This window comes from Achromobacter sp. SIMBA_011, assembly GCF_046535435.1.
GTDB classification, from domain to species: domain Bacteria; phylum Pseudomonadota; class Gammaproteobacteria; order Burkholderiales; family Burkholderiaceae_B; genus Achromobacter; species Achromobacter dolens.
In genome coordinates, this window is record NZ_JAWRWN010000001.1 from 1 (window position 1) to 17,724 (window position 17,724).

General features: G+C 68.1%; 17 protein-coding genes. 8 read left to right on the top strand and 9 right to left on the bottom strand.

The features are described from left to right. Positions 1-112: 112 nt before the first annotated feature. Entirely contained in the window at positions 113-829 is a 717-nt protein-coding gene (locus tag SB816_RS00005) for a GntR family transcriptional regulator (RefSeq protein ID WP_054503656.1), read from the top strand. 70 nt (positions 830-899) lie between these two features. On the opposite strand, the gene SB816_RS00010 is transcribed toward SB816_RS00005, so the two are convergent. The 4 genes from SB816_RS00010 to SB816_RS00025 all read right to left on the bottom strand — a co-directional run bounded on the left by SB816_RS00010 (position 900) and on the right by SB816_RS00025 (position 2,782). After that, positions 900-1,250 carry a 2Fe-2S iron-sulfur cluster-binding protein gene (locus SB816_RS00010; protein ID WP_054503657.1) on the bottom strand — a complete coding sequence of 117 codons (351 nt, stop codon included), beginning with the start codon at positions 1,248-1,250 and terminating at the stop codon, positions 900-902. Then, positions 1,247-1,588, bottom strand: coding sequence for a ferredoxin (locus SB816_RS00015; protein WP_081273588.1), 342 nt, complete (start codon positions 1,586-1,588; stop codon positions 1,247-1,249). The genes SB816_RS00010 and SB816_RS00015 overlap by 4 nt, the downstream gene beginning before the upstream one ends. 61 nt (positions 1,589-1,649) lie before the next feature. Next, positions 1,650-1,988 carry a 2Fe-2S iron-sulfur cluster-binding protein gene (locus tag SB816_RS00020; RefSeq protein ID WP_054503658.1) on the bottom strand — a complete coding sequence of 113 codons (339 nt, stop codon included), beginning with the start codon at positions 1,986-1,988 and terminating at the stop codon, positions 1,650-1,652. 62 nt (positions 1,989-2,050) lie between these two features. Then, a complete protein-coding gene (locus SB816_RS00025; RefSeq protein ID WP_006387284.1) occupies positions 2,051-2,782 on the bottom strand; it encodes a TenA family transcriptional regulator in 732 nt (243 codons plus the stop codon). Positions 2,783-3,007: 225 nt separating this feature from the next. Between SB816_RS00025 and SB816_RS00030 the strand changes: the two genes are divergently transcribed. Continuing rightward, positions 3,008-3,217 (top strand): hypothetical protein, encoded by a 210-nt coding sequence (locus SB816_RS00030; protein ID WP_054503659.1) that lies wholly within the window; start codon positions 3,008-3,010, stop codon positions 3,215-3,217. Between the two features lie 97 nt (positions 3,218-3,314). On the opposite strand, the gene SB816_RS00035 is transcribed toward SB816_RS00030, so the two are convergent. After that, positions 3,315-3,731, bottom strand: coding sequence for a DUF2809 domain-containing protein (locus SB816_RS00035; protein ID WP_054503660.1), 417 nt, complete (start codon positions 3,729-3,731; stop codon positions 3,315-3,317). A gap of 143 nt (positions 3,732-3,874) precedes the next feature. On the opposite strand from SB816_RS00035, the gene SB816_RS00040 reads away from it, so the two are divergent. The 4 genes from SB816_RS00040 (at position 3,875) to SB816_RS00055 (ending at position 9,350) form a co-directional block, all read left to right on the top strand. Continuing rightward, complete coding sequence (locus tag SB816_RS00040; protein WP_269874836.1) at positions 3,875-5,110, top strand: molybdopterin-dependent oxidoreductase; 1,236 nt, start codon at positions 3,875-3,877, stop codon at positions 5,108-5,110. A 14-nt stretch (positions 5,111-5,124) separates the two neighbouring features. Next, on the top strand, positions 5,125-5,448 hold the full coding sequence (locus SB816_RS00045) for a hypothetical protein (protein WP_054503662.1): 324 nt from the start codon (positions 5,125-5,127) through the stop codon (positions 5,446-5,448). A gap of 118 nt (positions 5,449-5,566) precedes the next feature. Next, complete coding sequence (locus tag SB816_RS00050; protein ID WP_054503663.1) at positions 5,567-7,270, top strand: MFS transporter; 1,704 nt, start codon at positions 5,567-5,569, stop codon at positions 7,268-7,270. A gap of 16 nt (positions 7,271-7,286) precedes the next feature. Further along, on the top strand, positions 7,287-9,350 hold the full coding sequence (locus SB816_RS00055; RefSeq protein WP_410546374.1) for a site-specific recombinase: 2,064 nt from the start codon (positions 7,287-7,289) through the stop codon (positions 9,348-9,350). Between the two features lie 18 nt (positions 9,351-9,368). Here SB816_RS00055 and SB816_RS00060 read toward each other — a convergent pair whose 3' ends face one another. The 4 genes from SB816_RS00060 to SB816_RS00075 are packed head-to-tail and all read right to left on the bottom strand — an operon-like array spanning position 9,369 to position 14,021. Continuing rightward, positions 9,369-10,358, bottom strand: coding sequence for a spore coat protein U domain-containing protein (locus SB816_RS00060; protein ID WP_410546375.1), 990 nt, complete (start codon positions 10,356-10,358; stop codon positions 9,369-9,371). Further along, positions 10,355-12,700, bottom strand: coding sequence for a fimbria/pilus outer membrane usher protein (locus tag SB816_RS00065; protein ID WP_410546376.1), 2,346 nt, complete (start codon positions 12,698-12,700; stop codon positions 10,355-10,357). The genes SB816_RS00060 and SB816_RS00065 overlap by 4 nt, the downstream gene beginning before the upstream one ends. Before the next feature lie 56 nt (positions 12,701-12,756). After that, positions 12,757-13,476, bottom strand: coding sequence for a molecular chaperone (locus SB816_RS00070; RefSeq protein ID WP_196767563.1), 720 nt, complete (start codon positions 13,474-13,476; stop codon positions 12,757-12,759). Positions 13,477-13,505: 29 nt separating this feature from the next. Then, complete coding sequence (locus SB816_RS00075; RefSeq protein WP_064527227.1) at positions 13,506-14,021, bottom strand: spore coat U domain-containing protein; 516 nt, start codon at positions 14,019-14,021, stop codon at positions 13,506-13,508. Between the two features lie 508 nt (positions 14,022-14,529). Here SB816_RS00075 and SB816_RS00080 point away from each other — a divergent pair. Together SB816_RS00080 and SB816_RS00085 are read left to right on the top strand one after the other, a co-directional pair. Then, the gene (locus tag SB816_RS00080) at positions 14,530-15,939 is read left to right on the top strand and encodes an MFS transporter (RefSeq protein ID WP_054503667.1); all 1,410 of its coding nucleotides are present in this window, start codon (positions 14,530-14,532) and stop codon (positions 15,937-15,939) included. 143 nt (positions 15,940-16,082) lie between these two features. Then, positions 16,083-17,705: a methyl-accepting chemotaxis protein gene (locus SB816_RS00085; RefSeq protein ID WP_054503668.1), complete on the top strand. Its 1,623-nt coding sequence runs from the start codon at positions 16,083-16,085 to the stop codon at positions 17,703-17,705. Positions 17,706-17,724: the final 19 nt, after the last annotated feature.

A 17,724-nucleotide genomic window follows, 5' to 3' on the forward strand; every position in this document is an offset into this window, starting at 1 on the left:
TCGGGGTGATCGCCAAGGCCCTGTGGCTCGGCTGACGCCACTCGCCAACACCGTCGACGCGCCGCCCGGTAATACAATGAAGACTGTATCCATTCCGCCAGACCCGCTCGCCATGACCACTTCGCCCGTCAGCTCGCAAGCCGTAGACATGCAGCAATCTGCTCCGCTGAAGATCGGCGAGCAGCACCCGCAGTTGTTCGCGGTCATCCGCGACAAGCTGCGCGAGCGCATCCTCAGCGGCGAATTCACGCCGGGCGACCGCCTGGTCGAAGGACGCCTGTCGGAGGAAATGGGCGTGTCGCGCATCCCGGTGCGCGAAGCGCTGCGGGCGCTGGCCGCCGAAGGGCTGGTCACCATCGAGCCGCGCCGCGGCGCGTCGGTGTCGGTGCTGTCGGACGCGGTGGCCTACGACATGGTGGAAGTGCGCGCCACGCTGGAAGGCCTGAACGCCAAGTTGGCCGCGCAACGCCGCGACGACAAGACCGTCGAACGCCTGCAGGCGTTCCTGCGCGAAGGCACCGAGGCCGCGCGCAGCGAGCAGTTGGACAAGTTCCTGGCGCTGAATTCGCAGTTCCACGAAATGCTGGCCACCATCGGCGGCAACGTGGTGCTGACCGACCTGATGCGTTCGCTGCGCGACCGCACCGCGCTCTTGTTCGCCCCCAGCAACATGCACCGCGCCAAGCAGAACTGGGACGAGCACTCGCAGATCCTGAACGCCGTCATCGCCGGCAACGGCGACCTGGCAGCGCTGCTGGCCAGCCAGCACGTGCACAACGCCGCCAAGGCCTACACCGAGACGCGCCAGGCGCACTCATCGGCCGCCTGAGCGCGGGCGCGGCACCCCGGCGCGTTCGCCGCCGCCCGACCGTTGCGATGTGGCGGCCAGCGCGCGACCGTCATGGCGCGGCGGGCGCCGCTTGCGCCGCCGCGTCCGTCACCACGCCCTTGCCGTCGCGCACCACCCACGACACGGCCACATCGCCCAGCACAAAGGTCTGGCAAGCCATGCGATAGCCGGCCTCGAAGTCCTCGGGCCGCAGGTGCTTGCGTTCCTTGGGCTTGATGGCGTCGGTGTTCTCGATCCCCTGCTCGATGCGGCACTTGCAGGTGCCGCACAGGCCGCCGCCGCACTTGAAAGGAATGCCACCTTTTTCCTTCAGCGACACGCGCAGCAGATTGCTGTTCTCCGGGGCCTCGGCCACCTTGCCGCCATTCGATATAAACGTGATCTTGACCATGCTGCTCATTGCTCCGCGGCGACGCGGTCGGGATGCCGCGTCAGGGTGGTATCGATGCTGCCGAAGCGGGTCAGGTGGATAAGCTCCTGGCGCGCGGCGTCCAGCGACGCGAAGGCCTCCAGGAACTTGGACGGCACCCGGTTCACCACATAGGGCGGCGTTTCCTCGGTGACCACCAGCCGGCTCGGTCCGCGCAGCCGCGCGATGCTGAAGACGGCGCGCAGGCGGCCATCGCAGGCGTAGTCGTAGGTCTCGACGATCTCGGCCAGCGCGTCCGCCTCGGTGCGGTACACGCCCGGCTTGGACGTCAGAATCACGAACACGGCGTCATTCGCGTCGCGGGTCATGCGGGGTTCCTTTGCGGATTGTGTTCGGGGAGGGCCTGGCGGCTGCCGCCGTGGACGACGGCTAGCGCTGCTCGGCGGCGGCAACGACCTCGCGCGGCGGCGCCGTCTCGACGTCCTGCGCCAGTTCGATATCGTGGTCGAGCCATAGCTGGCAGGCCAGCCGGTAACCCGCGTCGATGCGCTCGCCCAACTGCTTCTTTTCCTTCCAGTTCACCGGCGGCAGGTGTTCCCCCCCCGACAGCACGCGGCAGGCGCATTTGGCGCATTTGCCCATGCCGCATTCGTAACGCAGGTGCGGAAAGGGAAACTGCCGGATGCCGGCGCGCACCACCAGGTTGGCGTTGTCCGGCACCACCCCGGTATGGGTCTGGCCGTCTTTGTGGAATACGACGGTAGGCATGGATCAGGTATCCGGTAGCGCCCGCCGCCGCCCGCGCGGGCGGACGGCGGCGGGCTGGGGACTCAGGCGGCCAGGCCGAGCTCGGGCAGCGCGATTTCCTGCTGCACGTAGTCGGTATAGAGCGCGGTGGTGTAAAGCAGCCGCATCTGCGCGCCGATCTCGCAGATCTTCAGGCAGCGCTGCTGCAGCTCCACCGTGTTGGCGTGCTCCAGCACGATCTGGTAGCCGCGCTCGCCATGGATCTCGTCGGACACGATGTGCAGATCGAAGAACTCGACTTCCTCGTCGGTGAAGCCATATTTCTCGCGCAGGGTCGGCGTCTGCTTGCGGTAGATCGACGGCACCTGCGATTCCAGGCCCACCACCAGGCCGGCCACGGCCACGATCGGGTCTTCGCGCATCGCCACGGCGTAGCACCAGCTTTGCAGCGCTCGCGTGGTGGGCGACATGTTGTCCGGATTGGTGACCCGTTCGCGGGTGGTGCCGCAGGCCTCGGCGAAGCGGATCAGCAGGTCGGTATGGCGGTCGCCGCCGATTTCCTCTTCATACATGTTGGCCAGCAGAAAATCCTTGGCCTCGGTGTAGGTGTCAGGCGTGCGGGCGTACAGGTAGCCCAGGTAGTCGGCGAACGGGCCGACGTAGTGGTAGTGGTTCTCGGCCCAGCGCGACAGGTGTTCGCGGCTGAGCTTGCCTTCGGCCCAGGCGATCGAGAACGGCGAGGCATTGGCGCTCTTGCCCTTGATTGCGTTTTCCAACGCGGTACGGAATTCATCTCGGTTCATCAGTTCAGCCATGACACGCTCCAGGTCTGGTGAGGGAGGGGCGGCCGAAGTCTTCGACCGATGATGAACATTGTATACCATCTACCGTTTTGATCGACTAGGGTATTCCCGTTGCGGGTCGCCCATAAAAGGGACGGCCTCCTCTGGTATCAAGGACTTGGCGCCGGTTGCCACGGTTGGCGGCGAGGGCGACCGACTGGTACAATGAATACACTTTCAATGCAATACGGAAATACCATGACCACCCGCCATCCCCTGGGAGACGCCCCCATCGGCCAGCAGTTGCTGGCGCACTACGCCGGCCGCGATGCCGTGCGCCATGCCACGCCCCTGTTCCCCTCGTCGTGGTCGGAATGCCTGGCGCCGTTCCGCAACGCCCGGCTGCGGCCGCAAGCCGCGCCGTCGGCCCAGGCCGACAAGCGCACCCCGGCCATCCAGCCGGGCTGACGCCGGCCGCCTGCGTTCCCGTCACGACGGGCGCGATCCATCCGGGGCGCCTCGCGCGCCCCGTCGCCTGAAAATTGATTGCTCGAGGCCCGACGGCCTAGGTCCCGGCGACCCGGGAGCCGACCGATTGGCGACCCGACTGCCACCGCCGCCGCGCCCCGGCCAGCAGTAGCACCAGGAAGAACCCCAGCGTGTAGGCCAGCACATCCCACCAGTCCGGCACGCTGCCCAGCAGGATGCGCAGCACCGGCTGTTCCAGGCGCCAGCCGAACAGCCGCGCCAGGTACTGTCCGAACTCCACCGCGTAGCCGGTCAACAGCGCGGCGATGGCCAGCGGCAGCACGCCGGCACGGATGAAGCTGCGATACACCAGATAGGCCCACCCCACCGCCACCACATCGCCCACGAACCCGCGCAACAGTGGGTAGGGCTTGCCCAGGGTGGCGATCAGCGCCTCCACCACGGTCACGGCAAGCAGGGCGGCGAACGCCGATCGGTCGAAGGTCAGTCGCATCGGGAGGTCAGGCGCGCGGGGCGCGGAAAACGCGGTTATTGGAACGGCCGACGCAACTGTTAACGCATTTGTCAGGCCGGCGGGCGTAGCCTGATTCGACCACGCCGCAGGCGAGGGTACTAGAAAAACACGAGGAGACATGCATGAGCGCATTCGATACGGATGGGCGCAGGCGCTTCCTGCGCCAAGCCTGTACCCTGGGCGCGACCGGCACACTCGCCGGCCACGCCCTCGCCAGCCTGGCGGCCCCCGCCACCGTCACCCTGCCATTCGCCAATGGCGAACGCGACCTGATCGCCTACCCCCAGAAACGCCCCCTGATCCGCCAGACATCGCGGCCGCCGCAGTTGGAAACGCCGTTCGCGGTCTTCAACGACAGCGTGATCACGCCCAACGACGCCTTCTTCGTGCGCTATCACCTGGGCAACATCCCCACCGCCATCGATGCCGCCGCCTACCGGCTGCGCATCGGCGGGCGGGTAAACACGCCGCTGGAACTGTCGCTGGCGGACCTGAAGCAGCAATTCGGCCAGCCGGTCGAGCTGGTGGCCGTAACCCAGTGTTCCGGCAACAGCCGCGGCTTCTTCGAGCCGCGCGTGGGCGGCGGCCAGCTCGGCAATGGCGCCATGGGCAACGCCCGCTGGCTCGGCATCCCGCTCAAGCGCGTGCTGGAGAAGGCCGGCATCCAGGCCGGCGCGCGCCAGGTCACGTTCCAGGGGCTCGACCGCCCGGTGCTGCAGGGCACGCCCGCCTTCGTCAAGGCGCTGGACGCGGCCCATGCGCTGGACGGCGAGGTGATGCTGGCCTACGCCATGAACGGCGCCGATCTGCCGATGCTAAATGGCTATCCCGTGCGGCTGGTGGTGCCCGGCTATTACGGCACGTACTGGGTCAAGCACCTGGCGGACATCCAGGTGCTTGACCAGGAGTTCGACGGCTTCTGGATGCAGAAGGCCTATCGCATCCCCGACAACGACTGCGCCTGTACGCCCGCGGGCAAGGCGCCGGAGAAGACCCGCCCCATCGGCCGCTACAACGTGCGCAGCTTCATCACCAGCCTGGCCGATGGCGCCCGCGTCGCCAAGGGCGCACGGATGCAGGTGCGCGGCATCGCCTTCGACGGCGGCCGCGGCATCCGCGAGGTGCAGTTCTCGGCCGACGACGGCAAGACCTGGCGCGCCGCCACGCTGGGCCCGGATCTGGGACGCTACTCCTTCCGCGAATGGCATGCCGACTTCACGCCGGCCCGGGCCGGCCGCTACGCGCTCAAGGCGCGCGCCACCAACCAGGCCGGCGACACCCAACCGCTGGAACCGCTGTGGAATCCGGCCGGCTACATGCGCAACGTGGTCGAAACCGTGCGCATCGACGCCGCCTGAGCCAGGAGCCCGCCATGATCCCCTTCGCCCGCCTTGCCCTGGCGCTGGCCGCCGCCGGCGCCGTCGCGCCCGCGTACGCCCTGGACATCCAGTTGCCCCAGGAAACCGCCACGCTGCATCCCGGCGCCGGCCCCGGCGCCCAGGCCGCCACCCTGTGCCTGATGTGCCATTCGGTCGATTACCTGTCATCTCAGCCGCCCATGCCCCTGGGCTTCTGGGATGCCGAGGTCAGAAAGATGGTCGGCACCTACGGGGCGCCGATTCCGGCCGAACAGGTCCCCCTGATCGTCGAGTACCTGAACCAGGCCTACCCCGGCCCGGCCCCCGCCAAACCCTGATCGCGTCCGCCGCGCCGCGCTCGACGGGCGCGCGGCGTCTTGCCTTAACCCGGACCCTCAATAGGCGTACCATTGGACAGCCCCCGCCCGCCGTCGCCGGGCGATCACCGAGGCTTCCATGCTCCAGCCCGTTTCGGCCAACAACGATCTGCCTCCTTCCTCGCCGGGCGCGGCCGCCGCCGCCCCCAAACCCGTCCTGCGGGTCAGCACGCTATCCCCCTTCGCCTTCCCGGCGTTCCGCATCATCTGGATCGCCAACCTGTTCGCCAACCTGGGCACCTGGGCGCAATCGGTCGCCGCGGCCTGGGTCATCACCACAGAGCAGAGCAGCCCGCTGATGGTCGCCATGATCCAGGTGGCCGCCGCCTTCCCGCTGGTGGCGCTGTCGATCCTGACCGGCGTGCTGGCCGACAACTACGACCGCCGCAAGGTCATGCTGGTCGGCATGCTCCTCGAGCTGGCCGGCGGCATCTTCATCACCGTGCTGGCGTTCATCGGCCTGCTGCACCCCATCACCCTGATCGTGTCGGTCTTCTGCATCGCCATCGGCAGCGCCATCGTCACCCCCGCCTGGCAGGCGGCGGTGGGCGAGCAGGTGCCGCGCGAGCACATCGGCAGCGCGGTGCTGCTCAACAGCGTCAACTACAACGTGGCGCGCGCGGTGGGGCCGGCCATCGGCGGCCTGCTGCTGGGCGCCGCCGGCGCGCCTGTCGTGTTCCTGCTGAACTGCGTCTGCTACGGCAGCCTGATCTGGGCCATCTGGCGCTGGCGCCGCGATGTGCCGCCACGGCGGCTGCCGCCCGAACGGCTGCTCGAAGGCGTGGTCGCCGCCCTGCGCTACACCCAGCATTCCACCGTGACGCGCGTGGTGATGCTGCGCGCCTTCGCCTTCGGCCTGTCGGCCAGCGCGCTGTGGGCGCTGCTGCCGCTGCTGGCGTACGCCCACGAAAACGGCAACGCGTTGCTGTACGGCTACATGCTGGGCGCGCTCGGCGTCGGCGCCATCCTCGGCAGCGCCGTGGTGCGTCGCCTGCAGGCGGCCTGGGGCGCCAGCGGGCTGGTGACGGTCGCCGCGGGACTGCTGGCCGCCTGCCTGCTGATGCTGGGCCTGACCAGCACGCTGTGGCTGGCGTTTCCGGCGCTGCTGGTGTCCGGCGCCTGCTGGATCGGCGTGCTGGCCACCTACAACACCACCGTGCAGATGCTGGTGCCCGACTGGGTCAAGGCGCGCTCGCTGGCGCTCTACCAGACGGCGATCTTCGGCGGGCTCGCGGCGGGCTCGTTCATGTGGGGCCACTTCGCCGGCACCATGGGCGTGTCCGGCGCGCTGTCGGCGGCGGGCGTGATGCTGGCCATCACCGTCGCGCTGCTGTACCGCTCGCGGCTGCCGGAGCAGGTCAACACGCAATCGCTGGCGCGCGCCGACGCCACCGAACCGGCGCTCTCGGCCGCCGGCTTCGACACCCGGCACGGCGCCGTGCTGGTGGCGGTGCAATACCTGATCCCCAGGGAAAAGCTGTCGGCCCTGATCGACGCGGCGCGGCCGTTGCGCCTGTTGCGGCTGCGCAATGGCGCGCAGCAATGGCAGTTGTTCCGCGACCTGGAGCGCGACGGCGTCTGGCGGGAAGTGTTCCTGGTGGAAAGCTGGATGCAATACCTGCGCATGATCGACCGCATGACGCTGGCAGACAAAATGGTGCTGGACGGCCTGCTGGCGCTGCATGAGGGCGACACGCCGCCAGTGGTGTCGCGCAACGTCAGCTATCTGGCAATGAACGAGGCGCAGGGCTTCTCGCTGCGCCGGGAACCCGAATCCCTCTGACCCGCGAGGTCCGACCATGGCGATCTCCCTCTGGCGTAAATGGCGCGCAGCGCGCCATGGCGGCCCGCAACTGGACACCCTGCTGGCGAGCGCCGACCCGGACGCGCCCCTGGCGCAGCGCAACCTCTGGATGGTCGACCTGTGCCGCTGGATCGACCGCCCCGCGCGCGACCCGGCCGAGGACGGACGCCATCCGCAACACGCCCGCCTGCGCTACGTGCTGCAGGTGCTCGAGAATAATCCGGCGCTGGCCGCGCCGGTGGCCGCCACGCTGCGCTCGCTCATCACCGACAACGACCCCACTTCGCTGCTGTGCGATACCGGCGTGGCCTCGCACCCCGGTTTCTGGGGCGAGTTCTGGGAACGGGCGCAAGCGCGGCTGCTGCCGCCCCCGCCCAATCGCAGCGACATGTTCGGCCTGTTCTCGCTGATCTTCCGCAAGGCCCACGACGCCGCCTGGATCGAAGCCCTGGACGAGGAGACCCGCGCCCGCCTGCGCCGGCTGCTGCGGCAGGGCGACGGCCTTGCCCACGCCGACCCGATGGCGCCCGAGCCACCGCCGCAGCACCTGGTCGAGGCCCTGACCAGCAGCATCCAGGTCCTGGCCAGCCAGGTGCGCGCCACCGGCCTGAGCCAGGACATCCGCAGCCGCCTGCCGGGCCGGGTGCGCGAGAGTCCATTCTTCGCGTTGGCCGGCGCCGCGGCGGAACTCTGCGACAGCGGCCCGGATACGCCGCGCGACGTCTTCGGCAGGCGGCTGAACGTGTTCCGGGCGTTGCTGGACAGTTGCCGCGACGCCACCCGCGGCGTCTACGCCGAGCTGGAACAGAACGGCGTATCGGTCGAAGTGGTGTTCCAGATCGAGCGCATGAAGCTGCGGCTGGCCCGCATCGAACTGCTTCTGGGCGTGTGGGTCGATCCCACCCAGCGCAACAAGTATGCCCACCTGATCGCCGAACTGGTCCGTTCGACCCAGGCGCGCAGCAGCATCCGTCACCTGGCGGCGTCGTCGTTCGCGCAACTGGCGCGGCGCGTCATGGACCGCACCGCCGAGACCGGTGAGCACTACATCGCCCGCGACGCCGCCGAATACCTGTCGATGCTGAAGGCATCGGCGGGCGGCGGCCTGGTGATGGTGCTGACCGTCTACCTGAAGTTCTTCATCGTCTCGCTGCACCTGGACAAGTTCATCGAGGGCCTGCTGGCCTCGCTCAACTATGCCGGCGGCTTCCTGGCGATCCATTTCGCGCATTTCACGCTGGCCACCAAGCAGCCGGCCATGACCGGCCCGGCGCTGGCGCACCGGCTCGACGAGGCCAACACCCCCGAAGGTCGCGAGGCCTTCCTGGACGACACCCTGTCGATGATCCGCTCGAACGCGGCGGCCATCCTGGGCAACCTGGCCGTGGTGTTCCCGCTGGCGTGGGCCGTGCAGTGGGTGGCGCAGCATTGGCTGCAACGGCCCCTGATCGATGCCGAGAAGGCTCAGGCCACGCTGGACTCGTTTTCCCTGTGGGGACCGACGCCGATCTACGCCGCCGCCACCGCCGTGCTGCTGTGGCTGTCCAGCCTGATCGCGGGCTGGGCCGACAACTGGTTCGCCCTGCATCGCGTGCACGACGTCATGGCCTACGACCGCCGCATCCGCCATCTGTTCGGCGCGCGCGGCGCGGCGCGCTGGGCTGGCTTCTGGCAGCGCAACATCTCGGGCATCGCCGGCAACGTGTCGCTCGGGCTGATGCTGGGCCTGGGACCGACCATCGTCAGCTTCTTCGGTCCCCACGTCGAAGTCCGCCACGTCACGCTCAGCGCCGGCCAGATCGGTTCAGCCATCGGCGCGCTGGGATGGGAAGTCGTGCACACGCATGCGTTCTGGATGGCGGTGGCCGGCACCGCCGTGACCGGGCTGTTGAATGTCGGGGTGAGTTTCGCGCTGGCCTTCAATGTCGCGCTGCGCTCGCGCAACCTGCGCCGCGGCGATCGGCAGGCGCTGGCGCTGGGAGTGCGCCAACGCATCTGGCAACGGCCGGCCACGCTGTTCTGGCCGGTCAAGCCGCGCGTCGCGCCGCCCGCGGCCTGATGCCGGGCGCGGCGCCACTCAGAAAGTGATGGTGACCAGCACGGTGTCCTTGTAATTGCCGGGGCGCGGCGTCGTCTGCGCGGGCACCCGCCCATACACGGTGAACACCTGATTGGCGCCGGTGCCTGTGCGGTTGAGCGTGGTGCCTCCGGTCACGCCGTCGCCCCAGACCGTCGCGTAGTTCGCATCCTGGTAAAGCTGATAGCCGACCGTATCGGCCTGTGTCTCATGCTTCATCTTGCGCGCCGACACATTGTTGGCCACCGAGCCGCCATTGAGCGCGACCGCAAACGCATTGCTGTTGGTGCATCGCACCGTGACCTGCGCATTCCCGGTGACGGCCTGATTGAGCAGACCCTGCGGCGGGAACGCCAGGTTGGTGGTGTTGATCGTGCAGTTCTTCTGCACCGTGGCCTGCACGGTCAGCGGGATGGACAGCCGCTGCGTCGGCGCGGCAAGCGGGCAATTCACCAGCAGGGAGGCCAGCAACCCGATGGCGATATCCACATAGCCGGTGGTGGTGTAGCTCTCGCTGTAGAGCGTATTGGCGTTGCCGACGGTCGAGACCATGTTCTGGCCGCCGGGCAGCTTGGCATAATAGGAAAACGTCGCCGACGCGTTGCCCCCCAGCGCGGGCCCGCTCAGCAGCACCGAGGTCGGCGCCGTCGTGCCCGCAGTGCTCCACACCTGAGTGTGGCCGCTGTCCGTGTATAGGTTGTAATTCATGCGCAAGGCGCCCGCGCCCAGGGCCCTTGCCGCGGTGCTGGGGCTGGTGTTGCCCACGCCCATGTAGAAGCACAGCCGCGCGCCCAGCGCCAGCGCGGTGAAATTGCAATTGACGACGACGCTGTTGGCATCCGCGAAGGTATCGGTGGCCAACAGCGGATTGACCGAGCCGAAGTTGATCGTCGACGTCGTGCCCGCCCCCAACGAGCATGAACTGGCCTGCGCATCGACGGTCGCGCCCAGCCCGAGCAAGGCACCCAGAACGAACAAGGCGGATTTCATTGGCCGGGCTCCTTCAGCGGCTGGCATACGAACGGCCCCAGCGTGGGCAGCGGGCGCGCCGGATCGTGACGGTATGGAAATTCCGCCACGCACGACACGCCACTGCCTTTCACGCGCAAATGATTCTCGACCTGCAGGTCTTCGACAAAAGCGATGCCGTCGTAGCCCACCACCGACTGCTTGCCGCTTTCGACGTGCGCGACCCGCGCCCCCACCGGCAACACCGAGCCGTCCGGCAGGTGCAGGATGACCGACGCCGCGGCATAGCGCTGCAACTGGAACTTGACCAGCACGCCGGACCCCGCCTGCGGCACCGCCACCGCCTTGGTCGACTCCAGTTTCATGTCGACCGGCAGTTCGTCCGGATCGATGGACAGGCGGTTGATCTGATAGGAATTCAGGTCCGGCACCAGCAGGTGGCCCGCGCTGTTGGTGCGGCCCAGCTTGCGGTTCTCGTGCAGCACCGCCACGTCCGGCGTGCCGTCGGTGCTGACCAGCGCGAAGCCGTCGTTGATCCGGCGCGACGGCGTCAGCGAACCATCCATCAGCACCACCGCGCCGACGGCCTGCAGCGCCGCCTGACTCTTGCCGCCGTAGTCCTGCCCCAGCGCGGTCAACTGGCCATAGCGGCCCAGGAACTGCAGCTTGCCCTGGTTGTACTGCCTGCCGCCGCTGCGGCCATTCTCCACGCCCCAGCCCCAGCCGCCGTCGTAATCCACATTGCGCTGCGCGCCGACGCTATAGGTATCCTGCTCACCCTGACGGCCAACCGAGGCGTTGAACTGCGTGTTGTCGCCCAGCAGGATGGAAAAGCCGAGATAGACGCCGTGTGAATTGGTCTGCGCGAAATCGTTGTACGCGCTGAGGTTCATGGATACGCGGCTGTGCAGATTGGCGGTGTACGAGGCCGACCCGATCTTGGCGGCCGGCACCTGCGGCATGCGAAAGCCGATGTAGCTCAGCGACACGCTCTGCGACTGGGTCAGCGGCAGCGAGAACGTGACGCGGTCGGTCTGCCGCGGCACCGGCGCGTCCTCGCGCGAGCCCAGGTCGCCGTAATTTCCCAGGGCGCGCACCGTTTGCAATTCGACGCTGAAGGCCGGCTCGACGTATTGGTAGCCCAGGCTGACCTGGCCGCCGTCGTAGTGGCCCGCGCTGCCGGACAGCGCGCCATTGACCACGCCCGCCTGTCCCAGCCTGACGAGCGCGCCCGCGCCGACGTTGTAGACGCCGGCGCTCATTTCACTGTGGCCCTCCAGGGTCAGCGCATCGTCCAGGCCATAACGCCCCGACGCCGTGACGGCGGGCCGCTTGTCGTAGTCGAACGAGCGCACGCTGAACTGGCGCCGCGCGAAGCCGGCCTCGACGGAATAGCTGGACAGGCCGGCCGCCAGCATGCGCGTATCGATGTAGAGCGGCACCGAGGTGCTGACGCTGCGTCCCAGCGCGTCGCGCGTGACCAGCGTGGCCTGGCCCGATCCCGTGACGCCGGGAATCTGGTTGACCACGAAAGGGCCGGCCGGGACGTTGCCCGAATACTGCTGCACGCCATTGACGTACAGGGACACGGAGGAGGGCACCACCGATGAAGCGCTCAGGGACGACACCGGGAATGTCACCAGATCCGGACGCAAGGCGAAATTGCGCCCCCACTGGACTCCGGCCACCCGCACCGAGCGCGACCAGTTCAACGACGAGGTGATGGTGTCGCCGACCCGCAGCGTGCGCAACGTGTCCTGGTCGGAATGGGTCCAGTAGGTGTCATAGCGGATGTAGCGGTCGGCCCGACCGCCGAGGTAGGCCGTGCCGGTGTTGTTGAACGTGCCGCGCGGATCGAAGTAGCGCTGCTCGGTGTACATCGACACCTTGTTGTAGGCATCGGTCTGCGCATAGGCCTCGTAGTTCAGGACCAGCCCGCGGCCCGAGGTGGCGCGCGGCGTCTGCGGCAAGCCGCGGGTATCCACCTGGAATGGGAGGCGCAACGCGTCGGGCACCACCAGATTCACCGTCTGCATGGCGGCGTTGTAGGTGTAGCGCAGGCCGGCAATGTCATCGAGCGGGATCTCGCTATCGCGGGGCGCGCCCAGCTTGCTCACGTCCACCCCGACGGACCCCAGCGCGCCCGGGCTGGCGGACAGCCGGCCCTGCGCATCCCGGAAACGCAATAGCTGCGCGGTATTCACGCCGTTGATACTTACCTCCAAATACACATCGCGCTCGGCGATATTGCCGAACGACACCAGTTGGATGGGCAAATCCGCCGCCGCCGACGTCGCGCCGGACAGTGCGAGCGCGAGGCGGCAGGCGCAGCGCCCGCAAGCACGGATCGCACGTACTGCCATGGGCTGCCTTCTCTTACCCCAACGGCCGCCAAAAGGGCGGCGCGGGACGCAATCAGTCAGTCGACTCGCGGCGTGACGGTGACGGTGCTGCCGTTCACCATGGCCCGGATCCTGATCTGGCCGGCCGCGTCCTGTTTGGCGGGAAAGCGCCAAAGCCGCTCGCGGCGGGCCAGCGCATATCCCAGCAGGCCGTCCACTTTCGCCAGCGGCGCGTCGGCGCCGGACAGCAGTTGCAGCGACGCCACCTGCGCATAACGGGTGCCGGAGTTGTCGAGCCGCAGCACCCATTCCTTGCCCTGGCGCGACAGGTGCCAGGCCAGCTCGGGCACCGGCTCGGGCGTGGCGCCGGCCACGAAGACCGGCACGGAGTAGCGCATGCGCAGCACCACGCCATTGACCATTGGCGTGGACGGATCGGGAATCTCGTCGATCACCAGCCGGTAACTCTGTTCCAGCGCCGCCAGTTCCTTGCCGGCACGCACCAGACGCACCAGTTGTTCACCTTTGGGCGGCACCTGGATGATCGGCGGGCTGGCCAGGATCTCCTGCGTCGGCGTCAGCACGTCTTCACCCTGCGCCTGGTCCCAGGCGTAGACGCGCACCTGGCCGTAGACGGGCGTCACGCCCGGATTGCGCAGCATGATGCCGGTGGCGCTCTGCTGCGGCTGCAAGTCCACCAGCACGGGCGATATCTGCAGCGTCGCCGCCCGCGCCGGCACGGCCAGGACGCTCCAGGCGAAAACCGCGCCGACCAGTATGCGGAAGATACGCCCCACGAATGGGCGGCCCGCGAATGGGCGGCCCACTAGAAATACACCGTCGCGGTCACGGTCGAGGAATAGGTATCGGGCGCCGGCGTACTCTGCACGGGCACCGTGCCGTTCACGGTGAGCGCCTGCGATGAGCCATTGCCGACGCCGCCGACGCGATCGCTGGAGCCGGTATCGCCCCAGACCACCGTCTGGTTGGGCGCGGGCTGGTACAACTGATATCGCACCGTGCTGGCGGTATTGCCCGTCGCGGTCCCGTTCATATAACGGGTGGCGAAGGTGGATCCCGAACCGGTCCCTGCACTCAGACCGACGGTATAGGGCGTGGTATTGGTGCAGGTCACGTTGACCGTGGTATTGCCCGTGACCGCGGTGGTGAGCAGGCCGTGACTGCCGAAGCTCAGGTTATTCGCGGCGATGGTGCAATTGGCGGTAATGGTCAGCGTCACCGTCATGTTGGCCGTGGTCTGGGCCAGCGCCGCCTGGGGCAGGGCGCCGGCCGCCGCAAGCGTCAAAGTCAGAGTCGTCGCGCACAAGGACAAGCGTTTCATGAATCACTCCCACGAAATACTGCTGCACTGTCAGACCTGCATAACAACCATGGTACGGCGAATAAAGTGGCCGGGCACAATTTGGTTAAATTCAAACTCGCATCGCTTACCACTTCTCACCAGACGGATTAAGAATCCCGGACAACGAATTGAATTATCTCTATGAAAACACGATTAATCCGGGATGGGATATTTTGTTGTAATTCAGCACACAGGACAATTTCAATTAGTAACCGGCGTTCCCAAAAACGAGAGAAATCCCGGCCGCGGGATTATTCGTTGATGATTATTCCGACGCCGCCGCGTGACCGCCCGGTCGCATTAATGCCGAGCGGCCGATAATCACCGCGCGTCCGCCATTGCGCGTGCCGTCCCGGCGCGCTGGCCGCCCGGGCGCCCACGGCACGGCCACGTCCGCCCGGCTGACGAAGCGTTGAATCGACATGTCGCACTAGAATCAACGCTCACCCACAGCCGTCGGCCCCGGCGTTTCGCCGCGCGTCTCCTCATGTTCTCCTTCTCAAGCAACACCATCCATCCGGCGGGCCGCGGCCTGCCCGCGTCCGAACGCCTGGGCGCGCTGCTGGCCGTCATGCTGGCGGTCTGCATGGCCAGCCTCGACACCGCCATCGCCAACACCGCGCTGCCCACCATCGCTCGCGACCTGCAGGCCAGCGACGCGGGTTCCATCTGGGTCATCAGCGGCTACCAACTGGCGATGGTCGCGGGCCTCTTGCCGGCGGCGGCGCTGGGCGAGATCCTGGGACACCGGCGCGTCTACATGGTCGGCATCGTGGTGTTCACCCTGGCCTCGCTGGCCTGTGGGCTGGCGCCCTCCCTGCCGGTGCTGGTGGCGGCCCGCATCCTGCAGGGCCTGGGCGCGGCCGGCGTCATGAGCGTGAACGCGGCCTTGCTGCGCTTCATCTATCCAGCCCCGGTGCTCGGCCGCGGCATGGGCCTGAACGCGATGGTGGTGGGCCTGTCGTTCGCCGCAGGGCCGACCGCGGCCTCCACCATCCTGCTGCTGGGGTCATGGCACTGGCTGTTCCTGATCAACGTGCCGATCGGCCTGCTGGCGGTGGCGCTGGGCCTGCGCGGCCTGCCCCTGACCACGCGCGCGCCGCACGGCTTCGACGGCCTGGCCGCGGCGCTGTGCGCCATGACGCTGGGGCTGTTCGTGCTCGGCTCGAACGAACTGGCGCATAGCGCGCCGTGGCCGCGCGTCACCCTGGAATGGGGCCTGGCGGCGGCCAGCCTGTGGCTGCTGATGCGGCGCCAGGCCGGCCACCCGGCGCCGATCCTGGCGGTGGACCTGTTGCGCCGACCGCTGTTCGCACTGTCCGCCGCCACCGCGGTGTGCGCGTTCGCGGCGCAGGCGCTGGCGTTCGTGTCGCTGCCGTTCCTGTTCCAGACGGTGCTCGGCTACACCCAGGTGCATACCGGCTTTCTCATCACGCCGTGGCCGGTGGTGGTGGCGATCATGGCGCCCATCGCCGGGCGCATGTCCGACCGCTATCCGGCCGGCATGCTGGGCGGCGTGGGGCTGGCGCTCCTGGCCCTGGGCATGGCGTCGCTGGCGCTGCTGCCGGCCGCGCCCTCGGCCTGGGACATCTCTTGGCGCATGGCACTGTGCGGCGCCGGCTTCGGTTTCTTCCAGTCGCCCAACCTGCGCGCCATCATGACCTCCGCGCCGCCCTCGCGCGCGGGCGGGGCCAGCGGCATGATCGGCACGGTGAGGCTGCTGGGCCAGGCCACCGGCGCGGCGCTGGTGGCCGCCTGCTTCAACGTATCGACCACCCACGGCGCCGTGATCGCGCTGTGGCTGGGCGGCCTGTGCGCCGCGCTGGCCAGCCTGGCAAGCTTCGCGCGGCTGCGCTTTGGCGCGATCGAGCCGGCCGAAACGCCCGCCACGCGATGAAAAGACGCTTTTATTGCGGTTAATGTCGTTATATATCGCTGACAGGCCGACACATACGTAAGATGTGCAACACGCGCTAAATATCAAAGGGGCCGGGCCGTTGTCCGGGGTGAGGCAGTCTCCTACCCCCAAGAAAGACGCGTATGACACAGTTCCTGAAAGACATCACCATCCGCCGCATGATCCTGAGCACGTTGCTCCTGATCAGTGTCCTGTTCGCCGGCCAGGCAGCCATCAGCGTGAACGGGTTGCGCCACGCCAGCGACGCCCTCGAAGCCAGCAACGACCTGCTGAACGAAGTTTCCTCGCTTTCCCTCATCAACGACCAGATCATGCGCGCCCGCCTGCGGCTGGCGCGGCAGCTTGAATACGCCCGCGACGGCCTGGCCGCGCCCGCCGCCGAAGAAGGCCGCGCGATCGACGCGGCGCTGGAGGAAGCCCGCAAGAACCAGCAGGCATTCCTGGAGTCGGCCAAGAACGATACGCCCGCGTCGATCCTCGACCCATTGCGCAACGACTTCGATGCGCTGGTCAATGGCGGCATCGCGGTGCAGCGCAACTTCCTGGCGCAGGACGACATCGAGAAGGCGCGCGCCCACGCCGCCGGACCGGTCGTCACCGCCAGCCGCGCCTTCGGCAAAAGCATCGAAAACTACCAGGCCTACGCCAGGCAGCGCCAGGAGGCCCTGATCGAACGGTCCATGACCGAGCGCCGCGAAGCGTTCGCGGGCATCGGCATCGTGCTGGGCGTCAGCCTGCTGCTGCTGGTGCTGGGCGACCGCTATGTCGTGCACTTCATGCAGCGGCCATTGAACGTGGTCAAGCGCCACTTCCAGCATATCGCCGCGGGCGACCTGACCGCGCCCATTGCCCCGTTTGGCAACAACTGCGTCGGCCAGTTGATCCCTTACCTGCAGGAAATGCAGGCCAGCCTGGTGCGGACGGTGCATTCGGTGCGCGACGGCGTGGCTGAAATCAACACCGGCTCCAGCGAGATCGCCGCCGGCAACCAGGACCTGTCCAGCCGCACCGAGCAACAGGCCGCCGCGCTCGAGGAAACCGCGGCCAGCATGGAACAGTTGCTGTCGACCGTCACCAGCAACGCCGACAACGCGCGCCAGGCCAACGCCATGGCCGCCGAGGCGTCGGAAGTGGCCCGCCGTGGCGGCGCCGCGGTGCAGAGCGCAGTCGCCACGATGCGAGAAATCGCGCAGGACTCGGGGCGCATCGAAGACATCGTCGGCGTGATCGACGGCATCGCCTTCCAGACCAACATCCTGGCGCTGAACGCGGCGGTCGAAGCCGCGCGCGCCGGCGAGCAGGGCAAGGGCTTCGCCGTGGTGGCGGGCGAAGTGCGCTCATTGGCGCAACGCAGCGCCAGCGCCGCCAAGGAAATCAAGCAGTTGCTGGGCGCCTCGGGCGCGACGGTGCAGGCCGGCGCGGCCCAGGTCGAGACCGCCGGCCGCACCATGGAGGAAATCCAGGCGGCGATCGAGCGGCTGACCACGCTGGTCGGCGACATCGCCAGCGCCTCGCACGAACAGGTCACCGGCATCGATCAGGTCAACACCGCGGTGACCCAGATGGACCAGGTGACGCAGCAGAACGCCGCGCTGGTCGAACAGGCCGCCGCCGCCGCGGCCTCGCTGGAATCGCAGGCGCAGCGCCTGCAGCATTCGGTCAGCACCTTCCGGCTGCCGGCTGGCCAGCAGGAGTACGCGCCGCCGGCCCTGCCGGCGCGTGAGCGCCTGGCGCTGTCGGCCTGATCCGCGCGCGCGGCGCCGG

Coding starts and splice junctions, on each gene's coding strand:
- SB816_RS00005 (WP_054503656.1), top strand. CDS start 113: ATGACCACTTCGCCCGTCAGCTCGCAAGCCGTAGACATGCAGCAATCT.
- SB816_RS00010 (WP_054503657.1), bottom strand. CDS start 1,250: ATGAGCAGCATGGTCAAGATCACGTTTATATCGAATGGCGGCAAGGTG.
- SB816_RS00015 (WP_081273588.1), bottom strand. CDS start 1,588: ATGACCCGCGACGCGAATGACGCCGTGTTCGTGATTCTGACGTCCAAG.
- SB816_RS00020 (WP_054503658.1), bottom strand. CDS start 1,988: ATGCCTACCGTCGTATTCCACAAAGACGGCCAGACCCATACCGGGGTG.
- SB816_RS00025 (WP_006387284.1), bottom strand. CDS start 2,782: ATGGCTGAACTGATGAACCGAGATGAATTCCGTACCGCGTTGGAAAAC.
- SB816_RS00030 (WP_054503659.1), top strand. CDS start 3,008: ATGACCACCCGCCATCCCCTGGGAGACGCCCCCATCGGCCAGCAGTTG.
- SB816_RS00035 (WP_054503660.1), bottom strand. CDS start 3,731: ATGCGACTGACCTTCGACCGATCGGCGTTCGCCGCCCTGCTTGCCGTG.
- SB816_RS00040 (WP_269874836.1), top strand. CDS start 3,875: ATGAGCGCATTCGATACGGATGGGCGCAGGCGCTTCCTGCGCCAAGCC.
- SB816_RS00045 (WP_054503662.1), top strand. CDS start 5,125: ATGATCCCCTTCGCCCGCCTTGCCCTGGCGCTGGCCGCCGCCGGCGCC.
- SB816_RS00050 (WP_054503663.1), top strand. CDS start 5,567: ATGCTCCAGCCCGTTTCGGCCAACAACGATCTGCCTCCTTCCTCGCCG.
- SB816_RS00055 (WP_410546374.1), top strand. CDS start 7,287: ATGGCGATCTCCCTCTGGCGTAAATGGCGCGCAGCGCGCCATGGCGGC.
- SB816_RS00060 (WP_410546375.1), bottom strand. CDS start 10,358: ATGAAATCCGCCTTGTTCGTTCTGGGTGCCTTGCTCGGGCTGGGCGCG.
- SB816_RS00065 (WP_410546376.1), bottom strand. CDS start 12,700: ATGGCAGTACGTGCGATCCGTGCTTGCGGGCGCTGCGCCTGCCGCCTC.
- SB816_RS00075 (WP_064527227.1), bottom strand. CDS start 14,021: ATGAAACGCTTGTCCTTGTGCGCGACGACTCTGACTTTGACGCTTGCG.
- SB816_RS00080 (WP_054503667.1), top strand. CDS start 14,530: ATGTTCTCCTTCTCAAGCAACACCATCCATCCGGCGGGCCGCGGCCTG.
- SB816_RS00085 (WP_054503668.1), top strand. CDS start 16,083: ATGACACAGTTCCTGAAAGACATCACCATCCGCCGCATGATCCTGAGC.